General features: G+C 74.0%; 19 protein-coding genes. 7 read left to right on the forward strand and 12 right to left on the reverse strand.

Annotated elements, in window-relative coordinates; all coding sequences use genetic code 11:
* Positions 1-17: 17 nt before the first annotated feature.
* On the reverse strand, positions 18-335 hold the full coding sequence (locus AB8735_RS22140; RefSeq protein ID WP_372408895.1) for a hypothetical protein: 318 nt from the start codon (positions 333-335) through the stop codon (positions 18-20).
* 162 nt (positions 336-497) lie between these two features.
* Here AB8735_RS22140 and AB8735_RS22145 point away from each other — a divergent pair, with 162 nt between their 5' ends.
* Positions 498-1,370, forward strand: a complete 873-nt coding sequence (locus AB8735_RS22145; protein ID WP_344025888.1) for an LLM class flavin-dependent oxidoreductase — start codon at positions 498-500, stop codon at positions 1,368-1,370.
* On the opposite strand, the gene AB8735_RS22150 is transcribed toward AB8735_RS22145, so the two are convergent.
* From AB8735_RS22150 to AB8735_RS22165, 4 genes are all read right to left on the reverse strand, one after another.
* Complete coding sequence (locus AB8735_RS22150) at positions 1,367-2,524, reverse strand: family 2 encapsulin nanocompartment cargo protein terpene cyclase (RefSeq protein WP_372408896.1); 1,158 nt, start codon at positions 2,522-2,524, stop codon at positions 1,367-1,369. The two genes, AB8735_RS22145 and AB8735_RS22150, sit on opposite strands and share 4 nt — an antisense overlap.
* A gap of 136 nt (positions 2,525-2,660) precedes the next feature.
* Positions 2,661-3,503, reverse strand: a complete 843-nt coding sequence (locus AB8735_RS22155; protein WP_372408897.1) for an ABC transporter ATP-binding protein — start codon at positions 3,501-3,503, stop codon at positions 2,661-2,663.
* Positions 3,500-4,567: a FecCD family ABC transporter permease gene (locus AB8735_RS22160; protein ID WP_372408898.1), complete on the reverse strand. Its 1,068-nt coding sequence runs from the start codon at positions 4,565-4,567 to the stop codon at positions 3,500-3,502. The genes AB8735_RS22155 and AB8735_RS22160 overlap by 4 nt, the downstream gene beginning before the upstream one ends.
* The gene (locus tag AB8735_RS22165; RefSeq protein ID WP_372408899.1) at positions 4,564-5,598 is read right to left on the reverse strand and encodes a FecCD family ABC transporter permease; all 1,035 of its coding nucleotides are present in this window, start codon (positions 5,596-5,598) and stop codon (positions 4,564-4,566) included. The genes AB8735_RS22160 and AB8735_RS22165 overlap by 4 nt, the downstream gene beginning before the upstream one ends.
* A 640-nt stretch (positions 5,599-6,238) precedes the next feature.
* On the opposite strand from AB8735_RS22165, the gene AB8735_RS22170 reads away from it, so the two are divergent.
* A complete protein-coding gene (locus AB8735_RS22170; RefSeq protein ID WP_344025878.1) occupies positions 6,239-6,889 on the forward strand; it encodes an HAD family hydrolase in 651 nt (216 codons plus the stop codon).
* Between the two features lie 13 nt (positions 6,890-6,902).
* Here the strand turns inward: AB8735_RS22170 and AB8735_RS22175 are convergent, their stop codons facing one another.
* A complete protein-coding gene (locus AB8735_RS22175) occupies positions 6,903-7,142 on the reverse strand; it encodes a hypothetical protein (RefSeq protein WP_344025876.1) in 240 nt (79 codons plus the stop codon).
* 293 nt (positions 7,143-7,435) lie between these two features.
* Here AB8735_RS22175 and AB8735_RS22180 point away from each other — a divergent pair, with 293 nt between their 5' ends.
* Complete coding sequence (locus AB8735_RS22180) at positions 7,436-7,819, forward strand: cold-shock protein (protein ID WP_344025874.1); 384 nt, start codon at positions 7,436-7,438, stop codon at positions 7,817-7,819.
* Between the two features lie 15 nt (positions 7,820-7,834).
* On the opposite strand, the gene AB8735_RS22185 is transcribed toward AB8735_RS22180, so the two are convergent.
* Genes AB8735_RS22185 through AB8735_RS22200 form a run of 4 tightly spaced genes read right to left on the reverse strand, consistent with a single transcriptional unit; the run spans position 7,835 to position 11,347 of the window.
* A complete protein-coding gene (locus AB8735_RS22185) occupies positions 7,835-8,704 on the reverse strand; it encodes a 1,4-dihydroxy-6-naphthoate synthase (protein ID WP_344025872.1) in 870 nt (289 codons plus the stop codon).
* The gene (locus tag AB8735_RS22190; RefSeq protein WP_372408900.1) at positions 8,701-9,414 is read right to left on the reverse strand and encodes a futalosine hydrolase; all 714 of its coding nucleotides are present in this window, start codon (positions 9,412-9,414) and stop codon (positions 8,701-8,703) included. Before AB8735_RS22190 ends, AB8735_RS22185 begins: the two co-directional genes overlap by 4 nt.
* Before the next feature lie 2 nt (positions 9,415-9,416).
* Positions 9,417-9,881 carry a DUF2771 domain-containing protein gene (locus tag AB8735_RS22195; RefSeq protein ID WP_344025868.1) on the reverse strand — a complete coding sequence of 155 codons (465 nt, stop codon included), beginning with the start codon at positions 9,879-9,881 and terminating at the stop codon, positions 9,417-9,419.
* A 26-nt stretch (positions 9,882-9,907) separates the two neighbouring features.
* Positions 9,908-11,347, reverse strand: a complete 1,440-nt coding sequence (locus tag AB8735_RS22200; protein WP_372408901.1) for an MFS transporter — start codon at positions 11,345-11,347, stop codon at positions 9,908-9,910.
* Positions 11,348-11,661: 314 nt separating this feature from the next.
* On the opposite strand from AB8735_RS22200, the gene AB8735_RS22205 reads away from it, so the two are divergent.
* From AB8735_RS22205 to AB8735_RS22220, 4 genes are all read left to right on the forward strand, one after another.
* Positions 11,662-12,546, forward strand: coding sequence for a DUF3027 domain-containing protein (locus AB8735_RS22205; RefSeq protein ID WP_344025864.1), 885 nt, complete (start codon positions 11,662-11,664; stop codon positions 12,544-12,546).
* A 203-nt stretch (positions 12,547-12,749) separates the two neighbouring features.
* Positions 12,750-15,866 (forward strand): sacsin N-terminal ATP-binding-like domain-containing protein, encoded by a 3,117-nt coding sequence (locus tag AB8735_RS22210; protein WP_372408902.1) that lies wholly within the window; start codon positions 12,750-12,752, stop codon positions 15,864-15,866.
* Positions 15,867-15,944: 78 nt separating this feature from the next.
* Positions 15,945-16,355 (forward strand): VOC family protein, encoded by a 411-nt coding sequence (locus AB8735_RS22215; RefSeq protein WP_372408903.1) that lies wholly within the window; start codon positions 15,945-15,947, stop codon positions 16,353-16,355.
* 10 nt (positions 16,356-16,365) lie between these two features.
* Positions 16,366-16,713, forward strand: coding sequence for a VOC family protein (locus tag AB8735_RS22220; protein ID WP_344025858.1), 348 nt, complete (start codon positions 16,366-16,368; stop codon positions 16,711-16,713).
* A gap of 32 nt (positions 16,714-16,745) precedes the next feature.
* On the opposite strand, the gene AB8735_RS22225 is transcribed toward AB8735_RS22220, so the two are convergent.
* Positions 16,746-18,083: an IS630 family transposase gene (locus tag AB8735_RS22225; protein WP_372406756.1), complete on the reverse strand. Its 1,338-nt coding sequence runs from the start codon at positions 18,081-18,083 to the stop codon at positions 16,746-16,748.
* 73 nt (positions 18,084-18,156) lie between these two features.
* On the reverse strand, positions 18,157-19,008 hold the full coding sequence (locus AB8735_RS22230) for a hypothetical protein (RefSeq protein WP_372408904.1): 852 nt from the start codon (positions 19,006-19,008) through the stop codon (positions 18,157-18,159).
* Between the last annotated feature and the right edge of the window lie 10 nt (positions 19,009-19,018).

Here is a 19,018-nt window from a genome sequence, read left to right on the forward strand (position 1 = left end):
CCGCGCCGCCGCCCGCGTCAGGGACGCTGGACCAGCTCCTCCGCCGTGAGGTGCGCGGTCTCCGTTCCGGCCTCGGTCAGGACGAGCGTCAACGCACCGTTCCAGTCGTGGTCCTCGGGGTACTCCCAGGTGCCGGGGTCCGCCAGGAGGGCCGGCAGCAGGTCCCGCGGCACCTTCGGGCCCAGGTACCGGTCGATGTACCAGTGGACGTCGATCCAGCCCCGGTCGACGAGCGAGAGCAGGACGCCGGCCAGCTCGGGGAGGGGGCGTGCCTGGTCCTCGGCCGAGAGGTCGGCAAGGGCGCCCGGGAGGATGTCGCTTTCGTACGAGTTCACGATGAAGGCTTCTTCGACCGTGAAGCCGGATGTGTTCACTTCGCTCTGATCCGCCAAAATGAGTGTGCCGTTTTCCGACGTCAACCCTATGCTCCGCAACCGGCCCTGAGCGAACCGGAAATGGCATTGCCGGTGCGTGCCGCCGACGCCCACCATGACGCCATGCGCTTCTCCGTCAACATCCCCAACTTCGGGGACTTCGCCGACGCCCGGACGGTCGCCTCGCTCGCCCGGACCGCCGAAGAGGCCGGCTGGGACGGCCTCTTCGTCTGGGACCACGTCGTTCACGACAAGCGCCCGCGCCCCTTCGGCGACCCCTGGATCCTGCTGGCCGCCGCCGCGCTGGCGACCTCGCGGATCCGGCTGGGCGCGCTCGTCACCCCCGTACCCCGGCGGAGGCCGGAGCAGCTCGCCCGGCAGGTCGCCACGCTGGACCGGCTGAGCGGCGGGCGGGTGGTGTTCGGGGCGGGGCTGGGGGCGCCGGACGAGGAGTACGAGAGTTTCGGCGAGCCGGTGGACCCGGTGCTGCTCGCCGAACGGCTCGACGAGGGGCTGGCGTTGATCGACCGGTACTGGTCCGGCGAGGCGGTCGTCCACACCGGGCCGCACTACCGGGCCGACGACGTGGCGCTGCTGCCGACGCCGGTGCAGCGCCCCCGCCCGCCCGTCTGGATCGCCGGCTACTGGCCCAACCGCCGGCCGATGCGGCGCGCCGCCCGCTGGGACGGGGCGGTTCCGCTGTTCGCCTCGGCGAACCACGGGTACGCCCCGGACCCGGGCGAGGTCCGTGACGTCGTCGCACACATCCGCAGGCACCGGACGGCACCGGACCGCCCCTTCGACGTCGTCGTCGGCGGCGCCAGCCCCACCGCGGCGGGTGCCGCGCGCGACATGCTGGGACCGCTGGCCGACGCGGGCGCCACCTGGTGGGACGAGCGGCGGCCCATCGACCGCGACGGGCTGGACCGGTTCGCCGATGTGCTGCGGCGCGTGGAGGCCGGGCCGCCGCGGCTCGGCCGGGCGGACGGCCGCTAGGGCGACGTCGCGTAGCGCGTCCCGACGTTCCCGGCGTGCCATTCGTGGTTCCCGGCCAGCCAGTTGGACAGCCCGGCCATGAAGCGGGCCATGAGCGGGCCGCCCGAGACGGAGAGTTCGGCGGCCTGCTGCTCGAAGCGGTGCACGAGATCGTTGTGGACCTCGATCGCCAGCTGGAAGGCGTCCTCGATGGAGCACTCCTCCTCGGCGGCGATCGCCGTCGGCAGACTGTAGTGGAAGCGCTCGCTCGCCTGCTCCTTGCGGAGCGAGTAGAGGTCGTTGCAGATGGTCGAGGCGTTCGAGGACAGGGCGACGGCGCGCTGGACGGCGGGCTCCGCGAAGAGCGGGGCGGGGAGCTCGTAGCCGCCGACGGCGTCGGTGATGGTCAGGCAGGGGCGGAAGTTGTTGAACTGCCGCTGTACGAGGTACTCCCACACCGCCGGTGTGCGGAGCTGGGTGATGCAGTCGCCCTCCGCGCCGTAGCCGAGGTAGAGGTTGGCGATGTCGTGCCGGAAGCGGTGCGACTGCGCCGGGGTGGCCAGGGCGTTGAAGTACTCCATGGCCGAACGCATCGAGCGCAGGGCCGGGTGGGACTCGATCCCGGCGCGCCAATCGGCCTCGTAGCGGGGCGTGTTGTGGGAGGGATCGATCGCGGACTGGGCGACGGCGAGCGCCGCGCCGCGCCGGTTGGCGCTACCGCCGTACTCGGCCTCGCAGAAGTAGTCGTCCACGGCGTTCTCGGCGGCCAGGAAGCGGGCGGCCGCCATCAGATGCTCGACGCTCGGTGCGTCCGGGTGGCACAGGACCACCGACCGCCCGCAGTCGAAGCCGAGGAGGGCGTCCCGCAGATCGGTGTCCGGGTAGAGGTTCACCTCCTTCTCGGCCCACTCGACGAGCCGGGCGTTGACCTCGTCGGCCAGCGCGCGGTCGTCCCGTACGGCCGGGGGGCAGTAGAGGCCCTCGATGCGCTGCGAGGAGGACGGCGGCGACGGTGCCGGTTCCGGGGCGGGGGCCGGGTCCGGTGACTGCGGGACCGGTGGCTGCGGGACCCGTCCGAGGCGCAGGGAGCTCGTCCCCAGCCCGGTGGGGCCGGAGGGCAGCGGGGGGAGTGACGGGGGAAGTGAGTCTGTCGTGCCGGGGGTTGGTGCCTTCATGAGACTCCGTCCGCGGGGCGTGGCCTGGATCTGCTCTCATCGAAGGGGTAGCACGGCCCCGAGAGGCGTCACAAGGTCGCGTCCGTCCCACGAGGCCCGGTGGGAACGGGAGTTCGGGCCAGGTGCGGCCGGCGTGTCAGGCGCCGCGCCCCGGTGACGGCAGCGGGCTCCGCCGCGCCGCACCCGCCCCGGCCGGCGCACCGGGCACGACCATCGGCCCGCCCGTCACCGGGTCCGGGACCACGACCGCCTCCAGGCCGAACACCTCGCGCACCAGCTCCGCCGTCACCACGTCCTCCGGGCGTCCCCGGGCCACCACGCGGCCCGCCTTCATCGCGACGAGGTGATGGGCGTACCGGGCCGCCTGGTTGAGGTCGTGGAGGACGGCCACCACCGTGCGCCCGCGTTCGGCGTTGAGGCGGTGGACCAGGTCGAGGACCTCGACCTGGTGGGCGATGTCCAGATAGGTGGTGGGCTCGTCGAGGAGCAGCAGGTCCGTGTCCTGGGCCAGGGCCATGGCGATCCAGACGCGCTGCCGCTGGCCGCCGGAGAGCTCGTCGACCGGGCGGTCGGCCAGCGCCGCGACGTCCGTACGGGCCATCGCGTCCGCGACCGCCCGCTCGTCCGCCTCGGACCACTGCTGCCACCAGCGCTGGTGGGGCTGGCGGCCGCGGGCGACCAGGTCGGCGACGGTGATCGCCTCGGGGGCGACGGGGGTCTGCGGCAGCAGGCCCAGCCGGGTGGCCAGCTGCCGGGTGGGTATCCGGCCCAGCTCCTCGCCGTCGAGGAGGACGGAGCCGCCCGCGGGGCGCAGCAGCCGGCCCAGGGCGCGCAGCAGGGTGGACTTGCCGCACGCGTTGGGGCCGACGACGACCGTCACCTCGCCGTCGGGGATGTCGAGGTCGAGGCCCTCGACCACGGTGCGGTTCTCGTAGGCGAGCGTCAGGTCCCGTGCCCGCAGCCTGCTGTTGTCGGTCATGCGGTGCCGCCTCCCGTACGGCCGTGGGCGCCGCGCCCCTTGATGATCAGCCGGATCAGGTACGGCGCGCCGACGGCCGCCGTGAGGACGCCCACCGGAAGCTCGGTGGGCGCGAAGAGCCTGCGGGCCAGCAGGTCCGCGAGGACGACGATCAGCGCGCCGGTCAGTGCCGAGCAGACCAGCGGGGTCTGCGCGGTGCGCGCGGTGCGGCGGGCGATCTGCGGGGCGAGCAGGGCGACGAAGTCCACCGGGCCGGCCGCGCCCGTGGCGACGGAGGCGAGGACGACGCCGAGCAGGACGAGTCCGCCGCGCACCCGGTTCAGCCGGATGCCCAGGGCGGTCGCGGTGTCGTCGTCCAGGGCGACCGTGCGCTGGGCGCGCGCGGCCCAGCACAGCGGGACGGCGAGCAGCGCCAGCGCCCAGGCGACGGGCGCGGCCCGGTCCCAGCCGGCGTCGTTGAGGGAGCCGGTCAGCCACACCTTGGCCTGCTGGGCGACCAGGTAGTCGCCACTGGTGAGGAAGAGCTGGATGATCGCGCGCAGGGCGACGGCGAAGCCGATGCCGATGAGGACGAAGCGGCCCGCGTGCAGCCCGCCGCGCCAGGCGAAGACGTAGACCAGGGCGGCGGCGAGCAGACCGCCCGCCATCGAGACGTACGGCAGCGCGGTGAACGAGGTGACGCCGAGGGTCATCGCGCCGACGGTCAGCGCGCCCGCGCCCTGCGAGACACCGATGATGTCGGGGCTGGCGAGCGGGTTGCGGGCCACGGTCTGGATCAGGCCGCCCGCGATGCCGAAGGCGGCGCCGACCAGGATCCCGACCGTCATGCGCGGCAGCCGGAACGTGCCGACGGTCAGCTCCTGCGCCGACGGCCGGCCCAGCAGGACGTTCATCACCTCCCCGGGCGCGACGAACTCCTCGCCCACACACAGGTAGGCCAGGCAGACGGCGGCCAGGGCCAGGGTCAGGCACAGGGCGGTGACGGCGGCCCGGCGGTGCAGGAGGAAGGAGCCGCGGGCGGTACGGAGCAGGGCGTAGCCCGTGGGCAGGGTGGGGGCGCTCATGCGGCCACCGTCCGGCGGCGGGCGAGGGTGACGAGGAACGGGAGGCCGATGAGGGCCGTGGTGACACCGGCCGGGACCTCGCTGTCGGCGTAGATCACCCTTCCCGCGACATCGGAGAGCAGCAGGACGACCGGGCCGAGCAGCGCCGCCATCGGCAGCAGCCGGCGGTGGTCGCCGCCGACCAGGGCGCGGGCGATGTGCGGCACGGCCAGGCCGACGAAGGCGATGGGCCCGGCGGCGGCCACGCCGGCGCCGGTCAGCACGGTGGCGCCGGCGCCGGCCGCGATCCGGACGGCCGCGACGTTGCGGCCCAGGCCGCGGGCCGCGTCCTCGCCGAGCGCCAGCGCGTCCAGCCCGCGGGCCGAGCCGAGGACGAGGAGCGTGCCGACGAGCAGGAACGGCCACATCTGGGCGGCGATGTCCGCGTCCCGCCCGGCGAGCGAGCCGATCTGCCAGAACCGGAACTCGTCCAGGGCCGACGCCCGGGTGGTGAGGATGCCGGAGATCACCGAGACCAGCAGCGCGTTGATCGCGGCGCCGGAGAGCGCGAGCTTGATGGGCGAGGCGCCGCCGCGCCCGCGGGTGGCGATCGCATGGACCGCGACCGAGGCGAGGGCGGCGCCCGCGAAGGCGAACCACACCTGCCCGGTGAGCGTGTGCACCCCCGCCGCGGCGATGGCCAGGACCACGCCCAGCGACGCGCCCTGGCTGATGCCGAGGATGCCGGGGTCGGCGATGGGGTTGCGGGTGACGCCCTGCAGGACGACCCCCGCCATGGCGAGGGCGGCACCGGTCATCAGACCGACCAGGGTGCGGGGCAGCCGCAGCGAGCGGACGACGCCGGCGGTGGTGTCGTCACCGCCGTGCAGCAGGGCGTCCAGGACGCGGTCCGGGGCGATGGCGCGGTTGCCGACCGCGAGGCTCAACAGCACGGCGGCCAGCAGGGCGACGACGGCGGCCGCGGTCCAGCCGAGGCGCCGGGCCGTGCGCGGACGGGCACCGACCGGGTCGGTGGCTGACAGGGCTTCCACTTCGCTGACCGGCGCTCTCTCGACGGATCTGATCCAGCCGGTGGGCTGGACGGAACTCGGCCACTCTGACCGAAAGGCCGGAGTTAGGCGAGGCTAAGTCTACGGGTGGGGGTGGGGGAGGGGGCCAGGGGTTGCGGACAACGTGGGGGTGGGGTTGGGGGTGGGGTTTGCCCCTGGCCCGCCCTTTCACCGTTTCTTCCGGGGCGGAGCCCCGGGCCCGGTACCGCGGCTTCGCCGCGGTGGGCGGGGGCTGCGCCCCCTGCGCCCCTGCTTCCGGGGCTCCGCCCCTGGCCCCCGTTTGTCGCGGCTTCGCCGCTCGTCCTCAAGCGCCGGACGGGCTGAATTTCGCGCCCGGGCGCGGAAACCAGCCCGTCCGGCGCTTGAGGACTCCGCCCGAAGGGCGGACGGGGTCCGGGGTCTCCCCGGAAGAAACGGTGAAAGGGCGGGACCGGGGCACACACCCAGCCCGTCCGGCGCTTGAGGACAGCGCCCGCAGGGCGCTTCAGGGGTCCAGGGGGCGGAGCCCCCGGGGTGGCGCAGGGGCGCAGCCCCTGCGGGAAACGGCGAAAGGGCGGGGCTGGGGCATCCCACCCCCGATCCCCCCGGAGGGCGGGCACACCCGGCCCCGAGAATGGACCCCATGACCACACCCCTCCGCACCGAGCCCGCCCCGCCGCCGTTCACCGTCGGATTCGACCTCGACATGACCTTGATCGACTCCCGGCCGGGAATCAGGGCGGCCTACGAGGCGCTCGCCGCCGAGACCGGTGTGGCCATCGACGCCGACCTCGCCGTCAGCCGCCTCGGCCCGCCGCTCGTCCACGAGTTGCGGGAGTGGTTCGCGGAGGAGGACGTGGCGCGGATGGCCACCCGTTACCGCGAGCTGTATCCGGTGCTCGCCATCGCGCCCACCGTCCCGATGCCCGGCGCCCGCGAGGCGCTGGCCGCGGTGCGGGAGCTGGGCGGCCGGTCGGTCGTCGTCACCGCCAAGCACGGCGGCAACGCCCGGCTGCATCTGGAGCACCTCGGCCTGGAGCCGGACGCGCTGATCGGCGACCTGTGGGCCGAGCAGAAGGCGGTGGCGCTGCGCGCCGAGGGGGCCGGGATCTACGTCGGCGACCACACGGGGGACGTGCGCGGGGCGCGGACGGCGGGCGCGCTCTCCGTGGCCGTGCCGACCGGCCCCTGCCCGGCGGAGGAACTGCGGGCGGCCGGGGCGGACGTGGTCCTGGACGGACTGGCCGCCTTCCCGGCCTGGCTGGCGGAGCACCGGGCGGGGAAGGCCGCGTAGGCCGGCTGCCGCGTCAGCGGGCCGCTTCCCGGCCCGCGCGGCGCTGCGCCGCCACGGCCCGCAGCACTCCCGCCGCGGCGACGACGAAGCCCACGCCCATCAGCATGGAGACGAAGTAGGCGGCCGTCGGCAGCGGGTCGGCGCCGAGGAACAGCGGGGCGACCGTGGCCATCGTGGCCACGGCGCCCACCAGGAAGACGATTGCGCCTGCGCGCACCAGCAGATCCCCGGGCCGGGACGTTTCGTTGCTCACCCGAGCAGGGTAGTGGCCCAGGAGCCGGGTTCGCCCCCGGGTCCGTACACAGGGCTGTGACCAGGAACGGCGCACAGGCGCACCGCTTCGGACGCGGGGCATGAGCATGTCGGGTCCCTGCCGGACGCGCAGAGGTACGACCCGAGGACGTCTTGTCACCGGGCCCGGGACCATTAGCCTTGGGGGTAGCGGGTCTTGCGACCCGCTGTAGTGCTATCCAGAGCTGTTTTTACTTGCTTGCAGACTTTTCGACAGTTTTCCGATTTCCGACGAGTACGAGGACGAGGACAGACGTGCCTACCGGCAAGGTCAAGTGGTTCAACAGTGAGAAGGGCTTCGGCTTTCTCTCCCGCGACGACGGCGGCGACGTCTTCGTGCATTCCTCGGTGCTCCCGGACGGGGTGGACGCCCTCAAGCCCGGCCAGCGCGTGGAGTTCGGCGTCGTGGCCGGCCAGCGCGGCGACCAGGCGCTCAGCGTGACCGTCCTGGATCCGACCCCGTCGGTCGCCGCCGCCCAGCGCCGCAAGCCCGACGAACTCGCCTCGATCGTCCAGGACCTGACGACGCTGCTGGAGAACGTCACCCAGCAGCTGGAGCGCGGCCGTTACCCCGAGAAGGCCCATGGCGCCAAGATCGCCAACATGCTGCGGGCGGTGGCCGACCAGCTCGACGTGTGATCCCTGCGTGATCCCTCAGGGGAAGCGGAGCGCATCCGGGCCGAGGGGCGGTACGAGCCCCTCGGCCGCGGCCCGGGTGAGCAGCCCGCGCACCGCCGCGTAGCCGTCCTCGCCCAGCCCGGCGGTGAACTCGTTCACATAGAGCCCGATGTGCTGGTCGGTGACCGCCGGGTCCATCTCCTGCGCGTGCTCCAGGACGTACGGCCGGGACGCCTCGGGGTCGTCCCAGGCCATGCGCACCGAGGTGCGGGCGGCGTCCGCGAGCCGCCGGAGCGTCTCCTCGCCCAGGGACCGCTTGGCGATGATCGCGCCCAGCGGTATCGGCAGGCCGGTGGTGTTCTCCCAGTGGTCGCCCATGTCGGCGAGGCAGGCCAGCCCGTAGTTCTGATAAGTGAACCGGGCCTCGTGGATGACCAGGCCCGCGTCCACCTTGCCGTCCCGCACGGCCGGCATGATCTCGTGGAACGGCAGGACGACGACCTCGCCGACGCCGCCCGGCACCTCCGCCGCCGCCCACAGCCGGAACAGCAGATAGGCCGTCGAGCGCTCGCTGGGCACCGCGACCGTCTTCCCGGCGAGGGCCTCCGGACCGCCCAGTTCCTCCCTCGTCAGCACCAGCGGACCGCAGCCGCGGCCCAGGGCGCCGCCGCAGGGCAGCAGCGCGTACTCGTCCAGCACCCACGGCAGCACCGCGTACGACACCTTGAGCACGTCGAACTCGCCGCGCTCGGCCATGCCGTTGGTGACGTCGATGTCCGCGAACGTCACGTCCAGGGCGGGGGCGCCGGGGACCCGGCCGTGGGCCCAGGCGTCGAAGGTGAAGGTGTCGTTGGGGCAGGGGGAGTAGGCGATGCGGACGGTGTCGTTGCGGACGGTGTCGTTCACTGCGTTCCTTCCAGAGAGCCTGCGGGCACGAGGGCCGCGGGCAGCGCGCGGAAGGCGGCGGTGAGCGCGGCCAGCGCGTCCCCGATCCGCCAGGCGGCCCGGTCGCGCGGTCCCACGGCGTTCGAGACGGCGCGCAGCTCCAGCACCCGCGTGCCGTGCGCGGCGGCGGCCTCGGCGACGCCGAAGCCCTCCATCGCCTCCGCCAGGGCGCGGGGGTGGCGCGCCGTCAGCTCCGCGGCGCGCGCGGCGGAGCCGGTCACCGTGGAGACGGTCAGCACGTCCCCGGGCAGCGCGCCGGCCGCCGCGGCGACCGCCCGCACCAGGTCCGTGTCGGGCCGGTGCGCGTCGCGGCCGAAGCCCAGCTCCGTGATGGTCAGAAAACCTTCGGGCGACTCGGCGCCCAGGTCGGCGGCGACGATCCGCTCGGCGACCACCAGGGCGCCCAGGGGCGCCCCGGGGACGAAGCCCCCGCCGATGCCCGCCGAGACGGCCAGGCCGTAGGGCTCGCCCGCGAGGGCGGCGGCCGTCAGGGCCGTCGCCGTGCCGGCCGCGGCCGCGGCCGGGCCCACACCGGCGGCCAGTACGTCGAACCCGGCCGTGCGGTGCAGCACCGCGCCACCGGGCAGCGCGGCCTCCTGCGGGGTCTGCGGGAACGCGGCCGTCACCGCATCGCGCTCGGCGGCGACGGCGGTGACGACGAGGACCCGCATCGTCAGGAGTTGTTCTTGAGCGTGAAGTTCCAGATGCCGAGGGCCTTGCGGTCACCGATCTCGACGATGCTGACCTTGACCTCGTCGCCCTTGGCGTTCTGCAGGAGGTAGCCGGCCTGGATCGTCTTGTACGTCTTGGTGTTCTGGCCCAGCGCCGGCTGGCCGTCGACGAACACGGTCCAGCCGTTGTCGGCGATCTTCGGGTCGACGCCGATGTGCAGCTTGTCGTCGGCGGTCACCTTGACGGTCTTGCCGCTCTTCTTGAGGCAGTCGGCCAGCTCGTCCTGGCCGATGGCGTCGCCGTCGTTGTAGCAGGCGGCCTCGGACTGGACCGTCGTCGAGCCGACGGTCAGCGTCGCCAGCGGAGTCGGCTTGTCGCAGGCGGAGAGGGCGACGAGCCCGAAGGTCACGGCCCCGGCGGCGGCAGCGGCGCGGCGGCGTCTGCCCCGGAAAAACGCAGCGGTCATGCGGGCAGGCTACCCGGCCGTTTCTCTCACGCCACGCGCGGGTGCGGTGAGCCGCGCCTGGCCGCCGCCAGCAGCCCCCGTACGGCAGTGGCCACGCCGAGCGCGAGGAACGCGGCGGCCACCGACATGCCCAGCACGCCGTTGAGCGGAAGCACGATCCCGATCGCCCCGCCGACCACCCACGACATCTGCAGCAGCGTCTCGGAACGGGCGAACGCCGACGTCCGCACCTCCTCCGGCACGTCCCGCTGGATGAGGGAGTCCAGCGACTGCTTGCCCAGCGCCTGTGCGATCCCCGCGACCGCCGCGATGACCACCACGAAGAACGCGCTGTAGAACACGGCCGCCAGCACCGCGGTCGCCAGCGTCACCGTCAGCACCGCGGCGATCGTCTTCTCCGGGCCGCGCGAGCGCAGCAGCGCCCCCATCGCCGTGCCCAGCGCGTTGCCTGCGCCGGCCGCCACCGCGACCATGCCCAGCGAGAACGCCGGGCCCAGCCCGCCCAGCGGATGCACCCGCAGCAGGAACGCCAGGAAGAAGGTGAGGAAGCCCGAGAGCATCCGCTGCGCGCTGTTGGCCTGGAGACCGTGCAGCACCGAACGGCCCACCGTGCGCAGCCCCGGTTTGCGCTGCCGCTCGCGCCGCTCCCTGGCCTCGACCCGGGCCCGGGCGTGCAGGTGCGGCCGGTGCGGACGGTGCTCGGCCGAGACCAGCCGGGCGCGCGCCTCGCCCTTGGCGGAGTCCACCTTGGGCGGCAGCGAGAGCGACCAGAACGTGCCCAGCGTGAAGATCGCGCAGGCCCCGTAGAGCGGATACTGGGGGCCCAGCTGGTGCAGCCCCGCGCCGAGCGGGGCCGCCAGTCCCGTGGCCAGCAGACCGCCCAGCGTCACCCGGGAATTCGCCTTCACGAGGGAGATCCGGGGTGGCAGCAGCCGGGGCACGACCGCGGAGCGCACCACCCCGTACGCCTTCGACGCCACCAGCACCCCGAGCGCCGCCGGATACAGCTCCAGACCGCCGGTCGCCACCGCCCCCGACATCATCACGGCCAGCACCGCCCGGGTCAGCATCGAGCCCGCCATCGCCGCCCGGCGGCCGTGCGGCAGCCGGTCCAGCAGCGGGCCGATCACCGGGGCGAGCAGCGTGAACGGGGCCATCGTGACCGCCAGGTACAGCGCCACGCGGCCGCGCGCCTGGTCGGTGGGGACGGAGAAGAAGACGGTGGACGCCAGCGCGATCGTGATCATCATGTCGCCCGCGGAGTTCACCGCGTGCAGCTCGATCAGCTTGGACAGGCCCGACTCGCCCGCCCCGTGGGCGTGCGTCGCCCTGCGGACACCCCGTGCGGCGAAGGAGACGGGCGCGCGCAACACGCGGCCGACGCTCCGGCCGCCGCGGCGGAGCGGGCCGCCATCTGCTGACCGGATGGCTCCCACCACGCCATCATCTCTTAGCGGGGGCCCCATTGGCTTCAGTGCTCCGCAGGGCGCTTGCGCCCGGTGCTTCCGGGGGCGTACCGGAGTGCCCCGGGGAGCTCTCCGAAACCCGGGTATACCCCGCACCGAACTCCGGGGTAGCGTGCACAATGCGCCACCAGCGGTCGTTCTTGGCCGCGCGCCGCGTCTCGATCCCGCAGAATGGACATGACCAGGTGCGCCCGCGGCCGATCGGGCGGACGTCGACGCGGCCCCGCGGTCCGCTCCGTCCGCCGAACCGGCCGTACGGCTGGCGCACTCGTGAGACGGCGTGGAAGAGAGAATCGATTCTTGTGAGTGCTGCGATGCGAAGCCGTACCCCGGACCGCCTGTGCGCCGAGGCGGTCGAACTCGCCCGTACGGCGGCCGAGGAGGCCGCACACCCCGGGCAGGTCGGTGACCACGTCGAGGTCGCGGCCGACGGGGACCGCGTCGTCACGCACTACTTCACCTGCCTCGACCCCGGCTACCGCGGCTGGCGCTGGGGCGTCACCGTCGCCCGCGCCTCCCGCGCCAAGGTCGTCACGCTCGACGAGACGGTGCTGCTCCCCGGCCCCGACGCGCTCCTCGCCCCCGAGTGGGTGCCCTGGAGCGAGCGGCTGCGCCCCGGCGACATGGGCCCCGGCGACCTGCTGCCCACCGAGGCGGACGACCTGCGGCTGGAGCCCGGCTGGTCCGGCGAGGACACGCCGCCGCCGAACTCCGTCCTCTCGGCGGAGATGACCGAGCTCGCCGACGCGGAGGACGCGGACGTCACGGCCGGCCCGCCGTCCGCCCAGGCCACCGCCCCCGTGCGCGGCTCCATCACCTCCCTCGCCGAGGAACTCGGCATGCGGCGGGCGCGCGTCCTCTCCCGCTACGGGCTGCACACCGCGGCCGACCGCTGGGACGAGTCGCACGGCGCCAAGACCCCCATGGCCCAGGCGGCCCCCGCCTCCTGCGTCAGCTGCGGCTTCCTCATCCCCCTCGGCGGCTCGCTCGGCCAGGCGTTCGGCATCTGCGGCAACGAGTTCGGACCGGCGGACGGCCACGTCGTGTCCCTGGCATACGGCTGCGGCGGCCACTCGGAGGCCGCCGTCATGCCGAAGCCCCCGCGGCCGGCGCCGCCGGTGATCGACGAAACGGTGGTGGACCTGCTGCCGCTGGGCGACGGCGGGACGGGCGGGGAAGAGGACTTGGGGCACGCGTAGCGCTGCGCGGGCTGATTCAGCCCGTCCGGAGTCTGAGGACAATGCGGCGGAGCCGCATTGCGGGCCGAGGGGCGCAGCCCCGGGATGGGGGCACCCCCTCTGGGGGAGGTGAAAGGGCGGGTCCGGGGCACCTCCAACTCCCCCCACCCCGCCCGCACGGTACGTTCACCCCTGGACGACGACCACAGGGAGACGAACACACCGTGACCGGCAGCGGCACCCCCACCGACCCCTTCGGCACCGCCCGCCTCCGCCAGGGCGTCCTCACCGCCTGGACCGCCTCCGCGGCCCGCTTCCGCGAGGACGCCAACGCCGAGGAGGACCTCGCCCTCGGCGGCTACCGCGACCGTCTCGTCGTCGAACTCGCCCAGAACGCCGCCGACGCGGCCGCCCGCGCCGGCGTCCCCGGCCGCCTCCGCCTCACGCTCCGCACGGCGACCGACGACGGCCCCGCCGTCCTCGCCGTCGCGAACACCGGAGCCCCCCTCGACGCCCCCGGCGTCGAGTCGCTCGCGACGCTGCGCGCCTCGGCCAAGCGCGACCAGCAGGACACCGCCGGCCGCTTCGGCGTCGGCTTCGCCGCCGTCCTCGCCGTCACCGACGAGCCCGCCGTCCTCGGCCGCCACGGCGGCGTCCGCTGGTCCCTGCGCGAGGCCCGCGCCCTCGCGCAGGAAGCCGCGGACCCGGGCCTCGCCGAGGAGATCGGCCGCCGCGACGGCCATGTCCCGCTGCTCCGCCTCCCGTTCCCCGCCGAGGGCACCGCCCCCGACGGCTACGACACCGTCGTCGTCCTGCCCCTGCGCGACGGCGCCGCGCAGGACCTCGCCGAGCGCCTCCTCGCCGGGATCGACGACGCGCTGCTGCTGGCCCTGCCAGGGCTGTGCGAGGTCGTCGTCGAGACGCCCGGCGACGACCCCCGCGTCCTGACGTCCCGTCAGGAACCGGATGGCGGCCACGTCGTCGTCGACGACAGCGCCCGCCCCGGCGCCCCCGTCCGCTGGCGCGTCCGGCGCGCCTCCGGCCGGCTGGACGCCGCCCTCCTCGCCGACCGCCCGGTCGAGGAGCGCCTGCGCCCCAACTGGTCCGTGACCTGGGCGGTCCCGGTCGCCCCGGACGGCACCCCGGCCCGTCCGCGCACCGCGCCGGTGCTGCACGCCCCGACCCCCACCGACGAACCCCTCGGCCTGCCGGGCCTGTTGATCGCCACGTTCCCGCTGGAGCCGACCCGCCGGCACATCGCGCCCGGCCCGCTGACCGACTTCCTCACCGGCCGCGCCGCCGAGGCGTACGCCGAGCTGGTGCGCGACTGGCGCCCCGTCTCGGCCGGCACGCTCGACCTCGTCCCGTCCCCGCTGGCCACCAGCCCGCTCGACGCGGAGCTGCGCAGCCTCGTCCTGGAGCGGCTGCCGCGCGTCGCGTTCCTGCCGGGCGCGGCACCGGCGCCCGAGGGCGAGGAGCCGTACGCCCTGCGGCCCGCCGAGGCGGAGATCGTGGAGGGCGCGGGCGCGGAGACCGTCGCCGTCCTCGGCGAGCTCTTCCGCGGCCTGGTCCCCGCCGGGCTGGAGCGCCGTCCCGAGCTGCGCGCGCTGGGCGTGGCCCGGGTGCCGCTGGGCGAGACGATCGACCGCCTCGCGGGCGTGGAGCGGCCCGCGGAGTGGTGGCGGCGGCTCTACGACAGCCTCGCCGGGGTGGACCCGGACCGGCTGACCGGTCTGCCCGTCCCGCTCGCCGACGGCCGGCGCACGGCCGTCGGCCCGCGCCAGGTCCTGCTGCCGCCGCGGGAGGGCGCCGAGCGGCTGTCCCGCCTCGGGCTGAAGGTCGCCCACCCCGACGCGGCCCACCCGCTGCTGGAGAAGCTGGGCGCCACCCCGTCCTCGCCCCGCGCGATCCTCACAACCCCCCAGATCCGTACGGCCGTTGCCCACTCCCTCGAAGCGGAGGAGTCCTGGGACGAGGACGGCGTGCTCGACCACGACGAACTCGTCGACACCGTCCTCGGCCTCGTCCGCGACGCGGGCCTCGCCCCCGGCGACGAGCCCTGGCTCGCCGCGCTCGCCCTCCCCGACGAGGACGGCGAACTCGCCCCCGCCGGTGAACTCGTCTACCCGGGCAGCCCGTTCGAGAGCGTGCTCCGCCCCGGCGAACTCGCCGCCGTGGACGCCGCGTTGACCGCACACTGGGGCGAGCAGCCGCTCACCGCCGTCGGCGTCCTCGCGAACTTCGCCCTCGTCCGCGCCACCGACGTCGTCCTCGACCCCGACGAACTGGAGCCGCGCGACGGCGACTTCCCCGAGCCGGACGACGCGGGCCTGCTCGACGCCGTGGACGTCTGGTGCGAGGACATCCTCGACGGCCTGCCCGACACCCCCGTGCCCCCCGTCGCGACCGAGATCGTCGCCGTCCGCGACCTCGACCTCGTCGACGACGACGCCTGGCCGCAGGCCCTCGCCCTCCTCGCCGAACCGCCGCTGCGCGACGCGCTGACCACGCCCGTCCGCGTCCTGCTCCCGGACGGCACGACGGAGTCCGTCCGCCCGTACACGGCCTGGTGGCTGCGCGGCCACCCGGTCCTCGACGGCCGCCGCCCGGCGGGCCTGCGGGCGGCCGGCGGAGATCCGCTCCTGGACGGCCTCTACGAACCCGCCGACGCGACCGGCTTCGCCGACGAGCAGGTGCTGCGCGCCCTGGGCGTCCGCACCTCCGTCGCCGCGCTCCTCGACGAGCCGGGCGGCGCGGCCGAACTCCTGGCCCGCCTGGCCGACGGGGACCGCCCGGTCGGCCCGGCCCAGCTCCACGCCCTCTACTCGGCGTTGGCGACCCTCGACCCCGAGGAGGTCACCCTCCCCGACGACCTGCGGGCCGTGGTGGACGGCACCGTGTGCGTCGTGGACGCCGCCGACGCGCTGATCGCCGACGCCCCCGATCTGCTCCCGCTGGCCCCGGGCCGCCCCTTGCTCCCCGTACGCCCGGCCCTGGCCGCCGCCCTGGCCGACCTGCTCCAGGTCCGCCGCCTGAGCGAGACGGTCGAGGCCCCCGTCGAGGCGGGCACCGGCGCCCTCCGCGACGTCCCCGACGGCGTCCGCGTCCTCCTCCCCGAGGCGCCCACGACCTACGTCGAGCACGAGGAACTCACCGTGGCGGGCGTCGAGTTGGACTGGCGCCTCGGCCCCGACGGCACTCTGCACGCCACCACCCTGGAGGGCGTCGCGGCCGGCCTGGCCTGGGCGGCGGGCCACTGGTCCCGCCGCTTCGAGGCGGCGGCGCTGCTGGAGGACCCGTCGCGGACGGGGGAGCTGGCGCGGGACCGTTGGTTCGATTAGGTGCTGTCCGTCCGTCACATTCTCCGGTCGCGGCCCGTCAGGGAAGTAACGCAGACCGATGGACGGAAGGACAGCACCATGCTGACGAACATCATGTACGTGACCCTCTATGTCACCGATCAGGAGCGCGCGCTGGGTTTCTACACGGAAAAGCTCGGCCTGGAGAAGCGCGTCGACTTCTCGGGCCCTGACGGACGCTTCCTCACCGTAGGCGTCCCCGGCAACCCGCTCGAGATCATCCTCTGGCCGCACGCCGCGTCCTCGGGGCAGCCGGCCGGTCCGCAGCCGGACAGCACGCCCGGCCCGCTCTTCCTCGAATCGGACGACCTGCGGGCGGACTTCAAGGTGCTTCGCGACCGGGGCGTGACCTTCGACCAGCCCGAACCGGAGGACTACGGGTTCGGGGTCCGCGTCGAGGCGGTGGACCCGGACGGCAACCGGATCTCGCTGCGGCAGCGCGCGGACTGGCAGAGCCGTGACGACGGCTGACCGTCCGCCGATGAAGATCGACTCGGTGATCGCACGCCAGCGCGTCGACGACCTGGAAGCGGCCGTCCCTTTCTACGAACGGCTGACCGGCCGCACGGCCGACCGCTTCGCCTTCGCCGGTGTGCACTTGGCGAGCGTCGGGCCCTTCCTCCTCTTCTGCGGTCCGGACGAGGCAGTGCAGAAGGTCGCCGGAGTGAGTGCCACTCTGGCGGTCGAGGATCTGGCCGCCGCCGTCGAGGAAGGCGTCGCGGCCGGTGCCACCGTGGTGATGCCGGCGCAACCCACCCCCAACGGTCACCGGGCGGTGCTGCGGCACCCTCATGGGGGTGTGTACGAATACGTCGGCCCGGGCCGCTAGTGTGATGCGCCAGAAATCAGAGGCGTAAGTGGCTAGGGAGTCTTGGTGTCGGGCGGGGCGATCTTCGCGAGGTAGTCCGCGAGCGAGTTGAGGATCTCGTCGGCGGTCTTGGTCCAGGTGAAGGGCCGTGGGTTCTCGTTCCACGTCTCGATCCATGCCCTGATGTCGTCTTCCAGGGCCTTCACAGAGCGGTGGACACCGCGGCGGATGAGTTTGTCGGTCAGCAGGCCGAACCACCGCTCCACTTGGTTGAGCCAGGAGGAACCGGTGGGGGTGAAGTGCACGTGGAAGCGGGGATGCCGGCCCAGCCACGTCCTGATCTCGGGGGTGTTGTGGGTGGCGTAGTTGTCGCATACCAGGTGCACATCGAGTTCGCGCGGCACTGCCTTGTCGATCGTGACCAGGAACTTCTTGAACTCGATGGCCCGGTGACGGCGGTGGAGTTCCGATATGACGGTGCCGTCGGCGATGTTGAAGGCGGCGAACAGGCTGGTGATGCCGTGCCGGAAGTAGTCGTGGGTACGCCGCTCGGGCATCCCCGGCATCATCGGCAGGACCGGCTGGGAACGGTCCAGAGCCTGGATCTGGCTCTTCTCGTCCACGCACAGCACTACCGCCTTCTCGGGCGGGTGGTGGTACAGGCCGACGACGTCGACGACCTTGGCGACGAACTGCGGGTCGGTGGAGAGCTTGAAGGTGTCCTGCAAGTGTGGCTTGAGATCGAACCGCTTCCAGATCCGCCCGACCGTCGACTTCGACAGGCCCGAGTGCTTCGCCATGGAGGCCCGCGACCAGTGCGTGTCCCGGCCGGGCGTGGACTCCAGCGTCGCCACGAGGACGTCCTCGACCTGGTCCAGCAGGATCGACGGCGGACGGCCCACGCGCGGCTCGTCCGCCAGTCCGTCCAGACGGCGGGCGATGAAGCGGGACCGCCAGCGGTTCACCGTCGCATGGGCAATGCCCAGCTCGGCGGCGACCTGCTTGTTCGTCCCGCCTTCCGCGCACCGCAGCACGATCTTCGCGCGCAGAGCGAGGTACTGCGCGGTCTTCGCCCGCCTCGCCCAGCGCGTCAGCTGGACATGCTCCTCGTCGGTCAGGACCAGTCCCGCCTTGCGCCGGCCCGGCCGCGGCGCGTCCGTCAGAGCATCCATCCGCCGCTCAGCGAACCGTGTTCGCCACTTGCGGACCGTGTCCGCCGTCACGCCGAGCTTCGCCGCCACACGCACGGTCGGCAGCCCCTCGGCGCAGGCCAGGACAATCCGCGCCCGTTCCGCCAGACGCGCCCCTGCCGCCCCGTCGGCCCACCGCGTCAGCTCCGTGAACTCCTCAGCGGACAACACAATTTCAACAGCACGAGGCCCTGGTGACATGAGAAAACCCTAGCCACTTACGCCTCTGATTTCTGGCGCATCACACTAGCCGGCGGTGTGTCGTGCAGGGTGGTTACGCGCGTGCGGTCCTTCCGCGTCGGCGGTTGATGGTCCGGAGTACGTCGACGTGGGCGCGGACGTCGTCGGCGAGGGTGCGGCAGGGTTCGGGCCGGGGCGGTGTCTCGCCCCGGCAGACGCGGCAGATGCCGCCGGGGAGCGCCTCGGTCGTGCCGGGGACGCGGCAGACGAAGCACTCCAGGTGCAGGTGCGGCCGCTTCGGCTTCGGCGCGGCATCCGCATCCGCGGGAAGCTTGTCGCGGAGACGGCGGCGCGCGAGCCCGGCGGCGTGCAGGACCTCGGGCGGCAGCTGCCCGGTCATGGCCCGGACGAACTCCTCGTCCGTCGCGCCGCGTTCGAACCACGGCTCCACGAGCGGCGCGAGGCTCGCGCAGTCGGCGGCGGAGAGCGTCATCCGGTGATCCGTGCGCCCGAGGGAGGCGAGGAGCCGGTACGCCCGGGAGCGGGGCCGCTCGGGTGCGGGACGGGGCGGCTCGGGGGCCCGGACCGGGAGCTCTTCCGGTACCTCCCCCGTCCGTACGGCCTCCCACCACGCGTCGTCGCGCGGCGTACGGGAGAAGTAGGTACGCGTCACCCAACGCCGACTCCCGTCCTCACTCGTGAGGTGGACAAGGAACCGCCGCAGATGACCGGCCTCCGCGAGCCGCCGCAGCGCCGTCAGACAGGCGGCCTGCCCGTACGCGGGCAACTGGGCCGCCAGCGACTTCCCGTCCATCGCCGCACCCTCGGGCAACCGGTCGATGAAGGCGGCGATCGACGCCTCGCGGGGCCGCAGATGCGCGAAGTCGTCCTTGCGGCGCGGCGCTTGCCCGGGCGCGGTCCGCTTGCCGAAACCGGAACGGGCCATACGAGGTGCA

The organism is Streptomyces luteireticuli, from assembly GCF_041519305.1.
GTDB lineage: Bacteria > Actinomycetota > Actinomycetes > Streptomycetales > Streptomycetaceae > Streptomyces > Streptomyces luteireticuli.